The organism is Halosimplex carlsbadense 2-9-1, from assembly GCF_000337455.1.
Lineage (GTDB): Archaea > Halobacteriota > Halobacteria > Halobacteriales > Haloarculaceae > Halosimplex > Halosimplex carlsbadense.
Map to the genome: position 1 here is coordinate 204,762 of NZ_AOIU01000013.1, position 14,818 is coordinate 219,579.

The 14,818-nt window shown below is 69.6% G+C and carries 15 protein-coding genes and 1 other RNA gene; 7 read left to right on the forward strand and 9 right to left on the reverse strand.

What is annotated here, in order from left to right:
- The first annotated feature begins 123 nt into the window (after window positions 1-123).
- Window positions 124-468, forward strand: coding sequence for a hypothetical protein (locus C475_RS06605; RefSeq protein ID WP_006883016.1), 345 nt, complete (start codon window positions 124-126; stop codon window positions 466-468).
- Window positions 469-472: 4 nt separating this feature from the next.
- Here the strand turns inward: C475_RS06605 and C475_RS06610 are convergent, their stop codons facing one another.
- Window positions 473-715, reverse strand: a complete 243-nt coding sequence (locus tag C475_RS06610; RefSeq protein WP_006883017.1) for a ferredoxin — start codon at window positions 713-715, stop codon at window positions 473-475.
- A 101-nt stretch (window positions 716-816) separates the two neighbouring features.
- Between C475_RS06610 and C475_RS06615 the strand changes: the two genes are divergently transcribed.
- The gene (locus C475_RS06615; protein ID WP_006883018.1) at window positions 817-1,746 is read left to right on the forward strand and encodes an aminoglycoside phosphotransferase family protein; all 930 of its coding nucleotides are present in this window, start codon (window positions 817-819) and stop codon (window positions 1,744-1,746) included.
- A gap of 640 nt (window positions 1,747-2,386) precedes the next feature.
- Here the strand turns inward: C475_RS06615 and C475_RS06620 are convergent.
- Window positions 2,387-3,580, reverse strand: a complete 1,194-nt coding sequence (locus tag C475_RS06620) for a nicotinate phosphoribosyltransferase (protein WP_006883019.1) — start codon at window positions 3,578-3,580, stop codon at window positions 2,387-2,389.
- Between the two features lie 218 nt (window positions 3,581-3,798).
- Here C475_RS06620 and C475_RS06625 point away from each other — a divergent pair, with 218 nt between their 5' ends.
- Complete coding sequence (locus tag C475_RS06625) at window positions 3,799-5,016, forward strand: DUF7537 family lipoprotein (RefSeq protein ID WP_049930215.1); 1,218 nt, start codon at window positions 3,799-3,801, stop codon at window positions 5,014-5,016.
- Between the two features lie 118 nt (window positions 5,017-5,134).
- Here the strand turns inward: C475_RS06625 and C475_RS06630 are convergent, their stop codons facing one another.
- The 3 genes from C475_RS06630 to C475_RS06635 are packed head-to-tail and all read right to left on the reverse strand — an operon-like array spanning window position 5,135 to window position 8,084.
- Window positions 5,135-6,484 (reverse strand): Hvo_1808 family surface protein, encoded by a 1,350-nt coding sequence (locus C475_RS06630; protein ID WP_006883021.1) that lies wholly within the window; start codon window positions 6,482-6,484, stop codon window positions 5,135-5,137.
- Between the two features lie 9 nt (window positions 6,485-6,493).
- Entirely contained in the window at window positions 6,494-6,604 is a 111-nt protein-coding gene (locus tag C475_RS23015; protein WP_006883022.1) for a PGF-CTERM sorting domain-containing protein, read from the reverse strand.
- Entirely contained in the window at window positions 6,597-8,084 is a 1,488-nt protein-coding gene (locus C475_RS06635; protein ID WP_006883023.1) for an Hvo_1808 family surface protein, read from the reverse strand. Before C475_RS06635 ends, C475_RS23015 begins: the two co-directional genes overlap by 8 nt.
- 104 nt (window positions 8,085-8,188) lie before the next feature.
- Between C475_RS06635 and rnpB the strand changes: the two genes are divergently transcribed.
- An RNA gene (rnpB, locus tag C475_RS07510) (RNase P RNA component) lies at window positions 8,189-8,617 on the forward strand.
- A gap of 59 nt (window positions 8,618-8,676) precedes the next feature.
- On the opposite strand, the gene C475_RS06640 is transcribed toward rnpB, so the two are convergent.
- Window positions 8,677-9,651, reverse strand: a complete 975-nt coding sequence (locus tag C475_RS06640) for a sugar phosphate nucleotidyltransferase (RefSeq protein WP_006883024.1) — start codon at window positions 9,649-9,651, stop codon at window positions 8,677-8,679.
- Between the two features lie 131 nt (window positions 9,652-9,782).
- Between C475_RS06640 and C475_RS06645 the strand changes: the two genes are divergently transcribed.
- Window positions 9,783-10,073 carry a transcriptional regulator gene (locus C475_RS06645; RefSeq protein WP_006883025.1) on the forward strand — a complete coding sequence of 97 codons (291 nt, stop codon included), beginning with the start codon at window positions 9,783-9,785 and terminating at the stop codon, window positions 10,071-10,073.
- A gap of 35 nt (window positions 10,074-10,108) precedes the next feature.
- Here the strand turns inward: C475_RS06645 and C475_RS22800 are convergent, their stop codons facing one another.
- Window positions 10,109-10,714, reverse strand: a complete 606-nt coding sequence (locus tag C475_RS22800; protein WP_006883026.1) for a Rieske (2Fe-2S) protein — start codon at window positions 10,712-10,714, stop codon at window positions 10,109-10,111.
- 576 nt (window positions 10,715-11,290) lie between these two features.
- On the opposite strand from C475_RS22800, the gene C475_RS06655 reads away from it, so the two are divergent.
- Together C475_RS06655 and C475_RS06660 are read left to right on the forward strand one after the other, a co-directional pair.
- Window positions 11,291-12,115, forward strand: coding sequence for an SDR family oxidoreductase (locus C475_RS06655; RefSeq protein WP_006883027.1), 825 nt, complete (start codon window positions 11,291-11,293; stop codon window positions 12,113-12,115).
- A gap of 80 nt (window positions 12,116-12,195) precedes the next feature.
- Entirely contained in the window at window positions 12,196-12,813 is a 618-nt protein-coding gene (locus tag C475_RS06660; RefSeq protein ID WP_049930218.1) for a DJ-1/PfpI family protein, read from the forward strand.
- Window positions 12,814-12,822: 9 nt separating this feature from the next.
- On the opposite strand, the gene C475_RS06665 is transcribed toward C475_RS06660, so the two are convergent.
- Together C475_RS06665 and C475_RS06670 are read right to left on the reverse strand one after the other, a co-directional pair.
- Window positions 12,823-13,893, reverse strand: a complete 1,071-nt coding sequence (locus C475_RS06665; RefSeq protein WP_006883029.1) for an ArsA family ATPase — start codon at window positions 13,891-13,893, stop codon at window positions 12,823-12,825.
- A 293-nt stretch (window positions 13,894-14,186) separates the two neighbouring features.
- Window positions 14,187-14,804, reverse strand: a complete 618-nt coding sequence (locus C475_RS06670; protein WP_006883030.1) for a HalX domain-containing protein — start codon at window positions 14,802-14,804, stop codon at window positions 14,187-14,189.
- Between the last annotated feature and the right edge of the window lie 14 nt (window positions 14,805-14,818).

Consider the following 14,818-nt stretch of genomic DNA (forward strand, 5'->3'; position numbering starts at 1 on the left):
ATCGGTGCGGTCGGGAGTCTCGGGCTCGCCGGGTGCTCGTTCCCGCTCGGTCCGGGCGGGGTCGTCCTCGGACGGATTACCGTGATCAATCCCTCGTTCACGCCGAGTACCATTCGACTCGCAGTGGAGGCCGACGAAACCCTCCTCGACCGGCGGATCTCCCTCAGTGCGATCGATGCCGAGGACGGTCGAGCCTGGACGACTATCGCACCGACCTGGTCGGAGGAACGGCCCCAGTACAGTGTCTGGGCGCTATATCTCGATGAGGACGGTGAGCGAGCGTCCACTTCCTGGGAGTACACGTTCACCCGGCAGGACTACAACACGTACTACGAGGACGAGGTCGCAGACCCGGGATGTATCGGTGCCATGGTAAAGGTAGGGGACTCCTCCGATTCGGAGTACGCTCCGATCGAGATTAGTCCGACACGCATGGAGGACCCCTGCGAGGCCTCGGCTTCCGAGTGAACACCTACACGATCTGCTCGCCGTCGTCGTCGTAGACCTCGATGGCGTCGACGGGACAGGCGCGGGCGGCGAACTTCGCGTCGAGTTCGGCGTCTTCGGGAATCTCTCGGACGAACTGGTCTTCCTCCTGTTCCTCGCCGTCGACGAGGATCGCCTTGCCGGCGTCGCTGTCGCGTTCGAAGCCGTCCCACTCGGCGACGCACTGGAACATCCCGATGCAGGTGTCCCGGTCGTACTCGATTCGCATACCGTCGCTTGGCCGGCGACCGGCATAGTGATGGCGGGACGGCGGCGACGGTCCGAGTACCGCCCGTGTCGTTTTCTATCCGGCCGCCCACGTCACGGTCGATGGCCGACGGGTCCCCCACCGAACGCGACGCTCGTCGCGCGATCGCCGAGGCGGTCCCCGACGAGCGGGTCCGCTCGACCGCTCGCATCGACGCGGGGACGAACACCCTCTACCGCGTCGAAACCGACGCGGGCGGGTACGTGGTCAAGTTCAACACGTTCGTCGGACCGGATATCACGGCCGCCGAAGTCGAAGCGTATCGCCTGCTCGCCGACAGCGACGTGCCCGTGCCCCGGGTCGTCGACGCCGTCCTCGACCCCGCCGAGGGCCCGGCGTACTTCGTCACGACGGCGCTTCCCGGCGACCCACCGAGGGACGTGTCGCCCGCGCTCGCCCGACGGATGGGACGGGTTCTCCGTGACTTCTCGTCAGTGTCGGGGGTCGACGCCATCGACGGGTACGGCCGCCTGCAGCACGCGCCCGGGGCGACGCCGCCGCTGGCCGGATCGGCGGACACCTGGCGCGAGTACGTCGAGTGGTACGTCGAGATGCTGCTGTCGAAACCGAGCGACAGGGTGGCCGACCTCGTCGACCCCGTCCGCGGCGTCGTCGACGGCACGCTCGACGCGGTCCCGCGACGCCCCGACCCCGCGGTCGTCCCTGACGACTACCGGCCGGCGAACCTCCACGTCGCCGACGGCGAGATCGTGGGCGTGCTGGACCTCGAACGGGCCGCCCGGGGCGACCTGCGACTCGCGCTGGAAAAGGGCGGATACCTCCTGACCAGGGACGGTCCCGCCGGCGGCGGCGAGCGGCTCCGGGCGGCGCTGTACGAAGGGTTCGGTTCCGACGTGCCTGACGAACTCAGGCGGTGCTACCGGGCAGCGGCCGTCGCGAGCGAGATCCGGGGATTCGACATCTGGTGGGACGACGACGCCGACGAGGCGGCCGAAACTCTCCACGGGATCGTCGACAAGCTGAGTGCCTGACGGAGAGCCGGTGGCGTTCGGTCCGAGTGGGAGTGTATCAGTGGTTTCTGTTGGTTGTGTCGTGGAAGAACGTCAAACGACAGCGACCGCGCTCACCGGAGACAGCAGGCGGTGAAAGCCCTCGGTGCGCTCGCTCACGGGTCGTTTCACTCCCCGTTGGCATGTCGAGGCGCTCGCTTCGCTCGCGCCTCGCACTCGCGGTCGCTGACCGGGATATCCGCGCTCTCGGCACCGCCCGCTCACGGCACAGCCGTTCGCTTCGAGGCGCTACGCGCCTCGCACCGCGCGGATAGTGCCCGCTCAGGCGACTATCGACGCGAGCGCACCTCGCCCGTTCAGTCCGCCGGGAGAGCAAGCTCTCCCGAGCCCGCGCGAACGCTGTCGCGCGGACACCAGGAGCCGCAACCGCCCCGCACAGCACCGCAACCAGCCACACACCTCCCCAACCGATTCGCTCGCCTTCGGCTCGCTCATCCACTGTCAGAGTTCGCTCTGACAAGCCTTCGGTCGCACGCTCCCGAAGACCTCGCACGGAACTGTCGCGCGACGAGACGCGCGACAGCGCGCGCCACGGTGGATTGCTACGTCCATCGCCTGCACTGCCCGAATCGGGACCCGGCCGTCGCGGGATCAGTTCCGGTCAGTCCGCGTCGTCGACGGGCGCCTCGAAGCCGACGGCGTCGGCGTCCTCGGCGGCCCGTTCGGTCGCGGCGTCGAGGTCGAACTCACGGACCACCTCGCCGTCGCGGACGAGCGGCCGGAGAAGCTTCTCGCCGTCGGCGGGCGGGGCGGTCGGCCCGCCCGCAGCGCTCCCGTCGGCCAGCGCGACGTGGTGGCCGCCGTCGTCGGTGCGGTACACGTCCTTTTTTCCGGTAAGCTTCCCGCGCTTGGCCGCGAGGTCGCCCTCGACTTCGACGATGTCCAGGGAGAAGTCCGTCGGGTCGGCGTTGCTGACGTGGCTGCCGACGCCGAAGCCGGCGACGTGCTCACGCAGTTGCCGCAGCTGCCGGGGACCGAGCCCGCCGCTGACGAAGATACCCACGTCGTCGAATCCCTCGGCGTCGAGCGTCCAGCGCACCTCCCTGACGATGTGTTCGAAATCGCCGCGCCGGGACCCAGTGGTGTCGATCCGCACCGATTCGAGTGCGTCGACGGCCTCGGCGGCCCGGACGGACTCGTCGACCTCGTCGCTGTAGGTGTCGACGAGCGCGACGCGCGGCACGTCCGGGCCGGCGGCCTCGTCGAAGGCTCGCCACGCCGCTTCCTGCTCGCCGCGGCCGAAGCAGATGAGCAGCGCGTGAGGCATCGTTCCGCCGGCCTCGCGGCCGAGCACCTCGCCGGCCGCGACGTTCGAGAAGCCGTCGAGCCCGCCCAACAGCGCCGAGCGCTCGACCATCGCACCGATCGAGGGGTGGACGTGTCGCGAGCCGAAACTGAGAACGGTCGAGTCGGGCGCGGCGCGACGGGCTTCGAGCGCGGCGGTCGCGACGCCCGTGGCGTGCGAGAGGAACCCGAGCAGCGCGGTTTCGAGCCGGCAGAACTCCAGGTACGGCCCCTCGATGCGCATGACGGGGCCGCCGTCGAACAGTCGGCCCTCGCGGATGGCGTCCACGTCGACCGCGCGGCCCTCGAACAGGCGGGCGGCGTCCTCGACGCCCGCGAGCAGTTCCCACTCGCCGGTCGCGAACTGGTCGGCGGTCACCTCGGCGACGACGTGGGGGTTGCGGCCGGCGTGTTCCAGCGTCTCGACCGTCCGGTCGAAGTAGGCGTCCGTGGCTCGCCCCTCGGCGATCGCTTCGGCCGGGACGATGTCGAAGGACGACTCGTCGGTCATACCTTCTCTTCCGGGGCGACGGGCAAAAACCGTCCGCGTTCGAGTCGCGGCGCCAACGGCCCGCGGCGGCCGCCGCCCGTCCGAGGACGGAGCCGACACCCTCGGCGACGTTCGGACGTGAGTGTCTGGGACAAACGGTCAGTAGTTGCCGCTTTTCGGCATCAATCCGTGTAACTAGATGCGAGTTTTTATTGAACACTCTGTGAGTGGTGGGGACGATGGGAGACGAGTCGAAGATTTCGAGACGTGCACTGTTGGCGACGAGTATCGCGGCGGGGGCATCGCTGGCCGGCTGTTCCAGTGGGGGCGGGGACCCGACCGACACCCCGGACCCGGCCACCGCCACGGCGACGGCGACGCCGGCACCGACGACCGCGGAGCCGACGGCGACACCCACGCCGACCGAGACGGTGACGGAAACGGCGACACCGACGGAGACGCCGACCCCGGCGGACCCGACGCCGTCGCTCGAGGCGTTCTCGTATCCTGAGGGCGCCGCCCGAGACGGGGTGGACGGGGCGCGTCTCTACCGGTCACACGAGTCGGCACTCACCGACGCCGGGTCGGTGACGCTGACCGGGGAGACCGGGGTCGTCGCCTCGAACTTCGAGGACACGGTTCTCACGACGCGAAAACTCGGCGAGGGCGGTATCGCGGTCACGCGCGAACAGGTCGGCGACAGCATGACGGAATCGCTCTGGTCGCCGTCCGACGAGCGGGCGGCGTACGTCGAGATGGCGTCCGGCTTCAACGAGCGCTACCGGATCGACAACGAGGCGCCCAACCCGAACCGGGCGATCCAGCTGCAGCGGTTCAGGCGGCTGCTCGCGGGCGCCCAGTGGAGCGAGGCGACCGAGGTCGTGGAAGCGGGTGACGGCGGGTACGCCGCCACATACGAATCGACGGGGATCGCCGACGAGCAGTCCCTGCTCCGGGTGCTATTCGGCGACCGGGTCGCGGAGTTCGAGGCGTCGATTGCGGTCGCCGAAGGCGGCTACGTCTCCGAGGTCTCCTACGACATCACCGTCGAGCGCGGCGACAGACGCCGCCGGGAGGAGGCCACCGTGACGCTCGGGGCCATCGGCGAGACGACGGTCGCGGAACCCGACTGGGCCGCGACGGCCCGCGATAAGGGAGTCCAGTTCGAGATGGAACCGACCGACGACGGGACTGCCGTCGAGGTCGAGATGGTCAACGGCGGCGAGGTCCCCGCCGAGGCCCGGGTCTCGCTGTCTGACACGCAGGGGCGCGGCCAGGTGCAGCTCTCGGACTCGCTCACGACCGGCGACCGATTGTTCCTGAGTCTCACCGAGCGGAGCGCCCTGTCGGTCTCGACCGACGGCGCGCCGGGCGACGGACGCCAGCTCGGGGGGTTCGCCAGGGCGACGATCCGATACCGAAACTTCCGGCTTTTCTCCGCCGAGTCGCCGCTCTAGACGCCGTTCGGTGCCCGACGCTCCCGGGAGTCTCGAACGCAGACGGAACGGTCACCGGCGTTCGGGGCGGCTACTCATCGCCGCGGCCGCGGTGGCGCCTCTGAACGGTGGCCCGTGCCTATTCGGGCTGCGAGTGAACGCCACCGAGTGCGTCCACGCTGGGAGCGTTGACGACCCGAACCGTCTCGCCGTTCCGAACGACGCGGAAGGCGTCGGCGAACTCTCCGTCGGGGACGACGTAGACGTTCCCGCGGGGGTTGCGGGCGTCGTGACTCGCCAGCACCTCGCGATAGGCCGAGACGAACTCCTCGGCGTCGCGCTCGGAGTCCCAGACCGTCTCCCAGACGTAGGCGCCGGCCTCCCCGTTCGTGTAGGGGACGACGCTGTCGCCGCCCCAGCCGGCGGATGGCTCGGACTCGTAGCCGTAGCGGTTCTCGGGGTCGACGGCGCCGTTGTGGACGAGCATCGCGTAGACCGATGCCTCGCCGACGGTGTCGGCGACGGGGTCGACGTCGAAGCGGCGCCACTCGCCCGACGAGCGGTCGGCGACGGTCACGTTCACTGGGTCCTCGTCGGGGTATCGCTGCGGGTGGATGAGCTGTTCGGTGCTCTCCGGGCGGGCGTCGTAGAGCTGGTTGACGCCGTCCCACCCGCTCTGGGCGCGCACCTGGTCGACGAACTGCGAGCCCGCGGCGTAGGGCGTGTAGATGGTCAGGAACAGGCCACGGTTGTAGTCGCTGCTCGCGGAGCCGCCGCCCCCGCCGGCGTCGGGCTGGGGAATGCAAGTCCACTCGCCCCCGCAGCGGTTCTCGTAGAGGCGGTCGACGTAGCGGGCGTCGCCCTCGGTGATGCCTCGGTTGGCGAGTTGCCGGTCCTGGGTTTCGCCGTCGGCCCCGAAGCCGAACTGCTGGTCCTGCAGGGCGTGGACGAGTTCGTGAGCCAGCGTCGTCCGGTCGATGGTCGGCGTCGGCGAGTCGCTGACGAGGACGATCGCGTCCTTCCCGGGCGAGTAGTAGCCCTGGACCGACTGGCCCAGGGTTTCCTCGGAGGAGTTGGAGTACGACGAGGACTCGCCGACGATAAAGAGCGACTCCCAGACCTGGTCGTTCCAGCGCGAGTAGGTCGCGTCCCCACCGCCGCCGCTCTGGTTTGCGAGGTACTGCTCGCGGCTGAGCACGTCGACCGGGACGGTCTCGTTGAACTCCAGGTCCCGGATCCGCTCGACGCGGGCCATCGTGCGCGCGACGACGGCCTCGCGCTCGGTGGCGTTGTAGCCGTCGCCGGCCGTCACGTTCACCGGGTCGTCGTACCAGTAGCCGTTCTCCCAGCCGATGCGGTCGCTCGCGGGGTCGCCCTCGGGGTGACCGCCGCTCACCGACTCGAAGGCGGTACAGCCCGCCAGCAACGCGAGGACGGCCACCGCCGCGACGGCGAGACGTAGCCGCGACTCGGGTCCGGGGCCTGCCATCGACCGGGCTCACTCCCTCCGGCCCGCGAGGAGGCCGGCGAGCGCGAGCGCGACCAGCGCGCCGGCGAGCCCGAAGCCGGCACCGTCCCCGGCAGTGGTCTCGGCCTGTCTCTTATACACATCNGTGTATAAGAGACAGCGTCACCGTCGTCCCGGTGTGGTTGACGTAGAGCGCGTCGGCGTAGGGGCCGTCGGGGATCCGGTAGGTGTCGGCGCTGCCGTCGACGGGCTGGGCGCCGTAGTAGTCGATCAGGAGTCCGTATCCCTCGACGAAGTCGGCGGCGTCGCCCTCGGAGTCCCAGACGGTCTTCCAGACGTAGCCCGTCTCGTTGGTCTCGGCGGAGTCGTCGGTGACGTAGGGGTACAGCCGGTCACCGTCCCAGCCGTCCGTGTACTGCGTCGAGTAGTTCAGCGGATCCGTCGAGCCGCCGGTGATGAACGACCGCGGGTTGATGACCGGCGCTGCCTGCCCGCCGGAGTCGTAGTACGGGTAGAACAGCATCGTCGCCAGGCCGGCCTCGCCGAACTGCGCGTAATCGACGGTGCCGTTCTCCAGGTTCGGGACCGTCCAGTCCGCGCCCGAGGTGTCCGTGAAGCTCACGTCGGTCGGTTCGTCCTCCCCGTACTTCTCGGGGTGGATCGTCTGCTCGGTGCTCGCGGGCGGGTTCTCGTAGACCGCGTTGACGCCCTCCCAGCCCTCCGACTCGTAGATGCCCCGGACGAAGGCGGGGCCGTCGCTGTAGGGCTGGTAGGTCACCAGCAACAGCCCCTGGTGGACCGAGGCGCTCCCGTCGCTACCGCCGGGCTGGGTCTCGGGCATCAGACAGTTCCACTCGGCTGCGCAGCGCTGCCTGTACAGCTGGTCGACGAAGTTGCCGTCGCCCTCGATGATGCCGTCCCTGGCGTTGTGGAGTTCCTCGGTGTACTGGTCGTACGCGGAGATGTTGTACCGCTGGTCCTGCAGCGCGTGGAACAGCTCCTGGGAGAGCGTGACCTCGTTCATCTTCGGCGAGGTCTCGTTCTCGGAGACGATGACGATCCGCTCCTCCGTGGGACTGTAGTAGCCCAGCACGGACGAGGCGGTGTTCGACTCCTGGACGGAGATGGCGTCCGTGTCCTCACCGACCATCAGCATCGCCTCCCACTTGACGTTCTGATGGAGGGTTCCGTTCGTCGTCGCGTTGTAACTCGCGTTCGCGGTGAACTGCTCGCGGCTGAGCACGTCGACCGGGACGGTCTCGTTGAACTCCAGCTCGCGGACCTGCTCGACGCGGGCCATAGAGCGGGCGACGACGGCGTCGAGCTCCGTGTCGTTGAGGCCGTCGCTGCGGTCCACGTCGATGGACTCGTTGTACCAGCAGCCGTTCTCCCAGCCCAGCGGGTCGCCGTCGGGGTCGGCGGGCGCATTCCCGTTGGCGACCGGAGCGGCCGCGCAGGCGTCGTCGCTCTGGAGGGCACCCGCAGCCGACGCGGCCGCGGCGTTCGGGGACCGATCCGTCGTCGCTGCGTCGGCCGAGTCGGTAGCAGCCGCGGCGGGGAGGGCGGCCACCGCGGTCAGCACGACGAGCCCGGCGACGACTGCGGAGAGGGCGGAACGCATGCTACCGGAACCATGGGGTGGCGGACATAAAAATCGCCGCACTGTCGCCCGTCGACAGCGGGCGGACCGACGGGCTTAATCGTCGGTGTGCGCTACCCTCGACCGGCAGAGGGAGCCCGGCCTCCGTGCCCCGGTCCGCGTCGACTCCGTCGGCGCGCTACGGGCATGAGGAAAGTCCCCCCACCGTCCGGGCAGGTGACCGGGTGCAAACCCGGAGCGGGCGACCGCTGGCGCTGGAACAGAAACGAGACCCCTTCCCCCGACCGATGACGTGCGCGAACCCCGAGCGAGGCTCCGCCGAAGCGACGGGGAGCTAACCCACGGAGGGTTGCGAGGCGACGCAGTCGCCTCGGGCAGCCGAACGGACCTCGTCCGTGAGGCCGCGCGACGCGCGAGCGCCGCGCCGACGGGGAAGAACGGATGGAACGGCGAATCCTCACCGGTGCAAGTCCGCGCGGAAGGTAGCCCGGACGCGAGCGCGGACGCTCAGCCGAATGCCGGGCCGAACAGAAGGGGGCTTACTCCCCTCAGCCGTCTCACCTCGCCGAGCGACGGCGTTCGTCGGGCCAAACCGGACCCGTGAACGCTGGCGTCAGCGGTCGCCGTCGCCGTTGGTGATCGTGGTGTGGGCGCCGATGAGCGCGCCGGCCAGGTCGAGGTTTTCGAGCGTGGTCTCCCGGTCGATGATCGACTCGCGGATGTCGCAGTCACGGAGGGTCGCCCCGGGGAAGACGATGGAGTTGTCGAGATTCGAGTTCACGACCTCGGCGTCGTCGAGGACGTGGACGTTCTCGCCGAGCGTCGAGTTCTCGACGCTGGCGCCGTCGGCGACGCGGTTGTCGCCGTCGAGGTGGTAGGCGACGGCGGTCAGGTAGCTCTCGGGCGTGCCGATGTCGAACCAGGCCTCGTCGAACGTGTAGGCGTAGACCTCGTCATTGTCGACGAGCCACTGGATGAACCAGCCCGGCTCGTCGGGGTTGTTGCCGTCGTCGAGGTACTCCTCGAAGCGGACCTGGTCGGCCGGGAAGACGTAGCAGGCGATGGAGACGAGCGTGCTCGCCGGGTCCTCGGGCTTCTCCTGGAAGTCGACGACCCGGTCGCCGTCGAGCGTCACGAGCCCGTAGGACTTGGCCTTCTCCCGCGAGCCCACGTCGTAGGCCGCCAGGGTCGTCGCGCCGTTGTCCTCGTAGGCGTCGATGAAGTCGCTCACGTCGAAGCTGATGAGATTGTCGCCGGCGATGACGAACAGATCGTCGTCGATCCCCTCGCGGTCGACCAGCTGGCCGAGTGCGCCGACGACGCCGAACTTCTCGTCCTCGCCGGTCGTGTCCTCGATCGACAGTCGGGGCTTCTCGTAGTCGCGGTCGCCGAGGAACTCCCTGAAGTCCTCGGCGAAGCGCTCGTTCGTGCTGATGTACACGTCGTCGACCCGGCCGTCGGACTCCAGCTCCGAGAGGACCCGGTCGATGACGGTCGTGTTACCGACCGGCAACATCATCTTCGGCCGGTGGCGCGTGATCGGCCAGAGCCGCGTTGCGTAACCACCCGCGAGTACGACAGCGTCCATACTCAGTCCTCCACAGCCTCGCCTGAAGGCCTTTTTCATTGTGACAACGGTTCACAGGACCGCTCCGTCCGGTCCGAGGGGAGGGGCCTTCCTGCCGGAACCGATTTGTGGTCCGTTCACCAAGTGCCGGTATGCGCGAGGCCAGCCGGACGACGCGCCAGCGGATCGCGGACAAACTGCGCGAGGAGCCGACGGCCGCGGGCGCGCTCGCCAACGAGTTCGAGGTCCGAACCACCACCGCCCTCGACCACGTCGAACACATCTCCCAGTCGCTCGAACCGACCGACGAGACGCTACTCGTCGCCCCGCCCACCTGCGAGGACTGCGGGTTCGACGACTTCGACGACCTGGTCAACCGCCCCGCGCGGTGTCCGGAATGCAAGAGCGAGGCCGTCGCCGAACCGACGTTCGTCATCGAGTGAGTCCGGCGGCGTCGGTCCCGGTCGTCCCCCGTCGGCTACAGAATGACGTTCGACGAGGACGACAGGTCGTCGTCGTCGGACTCGACCGGCCCCTCGCCGACGTACTCGAAGTCCTCGTCGGCGAGGTAGACGCCGTCGTCGGCCACTCGCACGTCGATCTCGTTCAGGAACGCGCCCTCGCAGGGGCCGTACGTACACTCGCCGGAGTCCGCGGCGAACAGCGCGCCGTGGTTGACGCAGATCACCTCGCTGTCGCGGACCGGCGCCCCCGAGCCCTTGTCGAGTTTTATATGTGTCATGTGCTGGCAATAGTTGAGCCACCCGACCACCGCCTCGGCGTCGTCGTCCTCGCCGCCCAACTGCAGCAGGATCGCTTCGCGCACGTCGTCATCGTCGTCCTGCATGTCGTCCGGCATCGCGATGCCGTCGTCGTTCGTCGCCGAGGTCTCGCCACCGTCGGTCTCGGTCGCGGGGTCAGTGTCGTCGGCCGCTCGTTCGTCGGCAGCGTCGGCCGTCCGTTCGTCGGATCGCAGGGCGGCGTCGCCGCTGGCGACCGCGTTTTCGTCCACCGAGCGCACGCGAAAGAGGAAGGTGTCGTCCGTCGAGAGATCGCTCACGTCAGCGATCCGCGTCCCGTCCATATCTTCGGGTAGGCCCGTCGCCGCTTGAACGCACCGGTTAGCGTAATCGGATCCGACTCCCCTCACCGGTTCGCCGTAGTCGTCACCGCCACCGCACCCGACGGCAAACGGTGAAAGCCCTCGACCCGCTCGCTTGGAGTCGTTTTGGCCGCACCCGACGGCAAACGGTGAAAGCCCTCGACCCGCTCGCGGTCGCTGACCGGGATATCCGCGCTCTCCGCACGGCCCGCGCGGATAGTGGCCCGCTCACGCGACTGCACGAGCGCGAGCGTGTCTCGCCCTTTCAGTCCGCCAGGACGACGCCGCAACAGCAGACCGCTCCGCACAGCACCGCAAACGGCCACGATCCTCCCCAGCCGATTCGCTCACTCGCTTCGCTTGTTCGCTCATCCACTGTCAGAGCGTGCTCTGACAAGCCCTCGCTCACACGGTTCGCGAGGACCTCGCACGACTTTCGTCGCGCGCACGAGAGCGCGCTCCAGCGCGCGCCGACCGCACGTTCGCTGTGTCCGCAGCATCGATTCCCACCGAGCGAGAGAACCGAGACTTAACTGGGGGGCGTTCGTCGTCGGGAACATGACGAAGACGGCGCTGATAACGGGTTGCTCGTCGGGCATCGGGCGGGCGACGGCCGTCGACTTCCTGCGGCGGGAGTGGACGGTGTACGCGACGGCCCGGGACACCGACGACGTGGCCGACCTCGCCGAGGCCGGCTGCGAGACGGCCGAACTCGACGTGACGAGCGACGCCGACGTCGAGCGGGTCGTCGACCGGATCCTGTCGGAGACGGGTCGCATCGACTGCCTGGTCAACAACGCCGGCTACGCCCAGTACGGGCCGATGGAGGACGTGCCGGTCGACGCCCTGGCCGACCAGTTCGACGTGAACGTCTACGGCCCACACCGGCTCACCCGGGCGGTGCTGCCGAACATGCGCGAGCGCGGGCGAGGGACGGTCGTCAACGTCTCCAGCGTCCAGGGGCGGATCGCGACCGCGGGCTCGGGCGCCTACAGCGGGTCGAAGTTCGCGCTGGAGGCGATGAGCGACGCGCTCCGCGTCGAGGTCGAGGAGTTCGGAATCGACGTGGTGCTGGTCGAACCCGGTCCCGTCGCGACGCAGTTCGGCGACCGGGCCGACTCGCAGGTCGACCGCCTCGACCGCTCGGCGGGCTACGGCGACCTCTACGCGCTGTTCGAGGACACGGACGTACTCGCCAGCGGGAACGACTTCGGCGTCCACCCCTCAGAGGTCGCGGCCGTCATCGCCGACGCGGCTTGCGCCTCCGATCCCGACGCCCGCTACCCCGTCGGCACGCTCGCGACCGCGATGATCGCGACGCGCCATCTCCCCGACGGCCTGCGCGACGCCGGCTACCGGCTCGTCCGCTGGGTGCTGTCCTGACGACGGCGCGGACCGACCCCGACCGCCCGGCGGTCGCGCCGGCCGGTAGTTTTTCGACTCGCTCGCGGGTAGTGTCGCCGATGACTGACACCGACTCGCTCGCGATCCTCGTCTTCGATGGCTTCGAGGAACTCGACGCTATCGGCCCGTACGAGGTGTTCCAGGGGGCGCGGGCCGCCGGCGCCGACTGGACGGTGGAGCTGCTCGCCACGGCGGAGACCGACCTCGTCTCGGCCGCCTACGACCTCCGCGTCGAACCGGAGGGCGCCCTCTCGGCCGCCGCCGACCTCGACTACCTCGTCGTCCCCGGCGGCGGCTGGAACGACGGCGGCGAGAGCGCGGGCGCCCGCGCACTCGCCCGCGACGAAGGGGTCCTCGACGTGATCCGGGCGCTTCACGAAGGCGGGGCGACGCTTCTCTCGGTCTGTACCGGCGCGATGGTTCTGGAAGCCGCGGGACTGCTCGACGGTCGTCCCGCGGTCACCCACCGGAGCGCCCTCGAAGAGCTGCGCGAGGCCGACGCGGAGGTTGTCGACGCGCGCGTCGTCGACGACGGCGACGTGATCACCGCCGGCGGTATCACGGCCGGTATCGACGCGGCGCTGTGGCTGGTCGAACGCGAGTGGGGCAGCGATATCGCGACCACCGTCGCCGAGACGATGGAGTACGAGCGCAGCACGGACGTGTACCGGAGCTGAGGCGGGTCGCTACTCCTCCAGGCACGCGGCGACGACCCGGAGCGTCCGCTCGCCCTGGACCTCCTCGGCGAACAGCGGCACCCGCCGCACGTCGTGGCCCTGAAACACCTCCTGGGAGCGCGAGAGCGCGTCGCGCTGCACGTCCCAGCGGCGCTGGCAGAACTCGCAGTCGTCCAGATCCGGCGAGACGAACCAGTCGGCGTCCACGTCGGCCACGTCCGCCAGATCCTGCATCACCCGATTGACGACGACCGTCCCGACCGGTACGTCGAACTCGTCGAGCCGACCGAGCAGTCGCTCCGATTCCAGCACCGACAGCTCCTCGGGCACCATCACGACGCGGAAGTCCGTTTGGGTCGGGTCCTGCAGCACGTCCCGGAGCTGTTCGATCCGGTCACTCAGAACTCGGAGGTCGTCCAGGCCCTCCTCGGGGTCGACGTCCTCGTCGTCGTCGCCGAACATCCCGCCGAGGTTCTCCATCATCCCGCCCATCCGCTCGCGCATGGCGAGGACCTTCCCGAGCATCGAGTCCATCACGTCCGGGAGTTCGAGCAGCCGCAGGGTGTGCCCAGTCGGCGCGGTGTCGACGATGACGCGGTCGAACCGCGGGTCGTCCATGTAGCGGATGAGCAGCCTGATCGCGGCGGCCTCGTCGGCGCCGGGCATCGACCCGCCGAGCGGGTCGACCATCTCCTCGCCGGCGCCGCCGAGCATCTCGCCGAGGCCGCCCATCGCGCCGCCCGCACCGCCGAGACCGCCGCCGCCCTCGGCGAACGGGCCGTCCTCCAGCGCGGCCTCGGGGTCGATCTCCGCGGCGTAGAGCGGGATGTCGTCGCGTACCCGCGCGGGTTCGGCCGGAATCTCGGTCTCCAGCGTGTCCGAGAGCGAATGTGCCGGGTCGGTGGAGACGACGAGCGTCGCGGTGCCGTCGCGGGCGCTCGCCAGCGCCGTCGCCGCGGCCATCGTCGTCTTTCCCACGCCGCCCTTGCCCCCGTAGAGGACGTACTCCGGCGCGTCGACCCCCGACGGGACCGCCTCGTCGTCGATGTCCTCGACCGCCTCCACGTCGATCTCGCTCATACGTTCGTGTGTGCCGGGCGGGCGGATGTATCCGTCGGACCTTCCTGCCCGGGCGTCCGTCGACCGCGCCTCGACAGACGAGCGTTCGAGACAGGTCCCGTAGCTAGCGGTGCGGTCGTCGTGTGCTGTCTCCTGCGGTCAGGTCGATTCGGAGCGAGCGCGGCGGGGGTCGCCCGTCACCTGCCCGCACCGTCGAGTGCGGTCGCTGTCGTTCGACTCCAGTCCGTGACTTGTTCACCCGAAACGACTGCAAGCGCGCCGTAACCGCGACCGATCCGACGCGGACCGCTAGCTCACGTCTCGTCGCTTTCGGCGGGCTCGCCCGGGTCGTCGCCGGCCCGCTCGTTCCGGGCGTCGAGACCGCGTTCGTCGGGTGCGAGCGCAGCGTCGAACGCCGAGGTGTCGTCCAGTCCGTCGAACATCTCCCCGAGGTCGCGCCGCAGTCGGTCGAGCTGCCGGTCTAGCCGGTCGAATGCGCTCTCGTCGCCTTCGTCGTCGGCCAGCGTCGCTCGGCGTTCGGCGAGGTCGTAGAACTCCTCCAGCCGCGCTCTGTAGCGCGCGCGGGCGGCGAGCCACTGGACCGTCTCGCGGACGGCCACCGGCTCCCGCCCGACGACGGCGTCGACGGCCGTGTCGGTGCCGGCGGCCGTTCGCTCCGGTTCGGGCGCCGAAACCCCGACCTGGCAGTCGAACTCGCGCGCTCGAATGTCGGTCAGGAGCGCGTCGAGCGGTCCGTCGACCAGTTCGACGTCGACGAGCACCACGTCGACTTCGGCGTCGAGACTCTCGCGGAGGGCCTCGGCGCTGTAGGCGGTCCGGACGGTGCCGTCGTCGCGAAGCGCGCTCGCCAGCGCGTCGGTAGCCGCGGGTTCGGCACCGGCGACGACGACGAGGTGCCGTTCCGAGGCCATATCCGGCGGGAAGG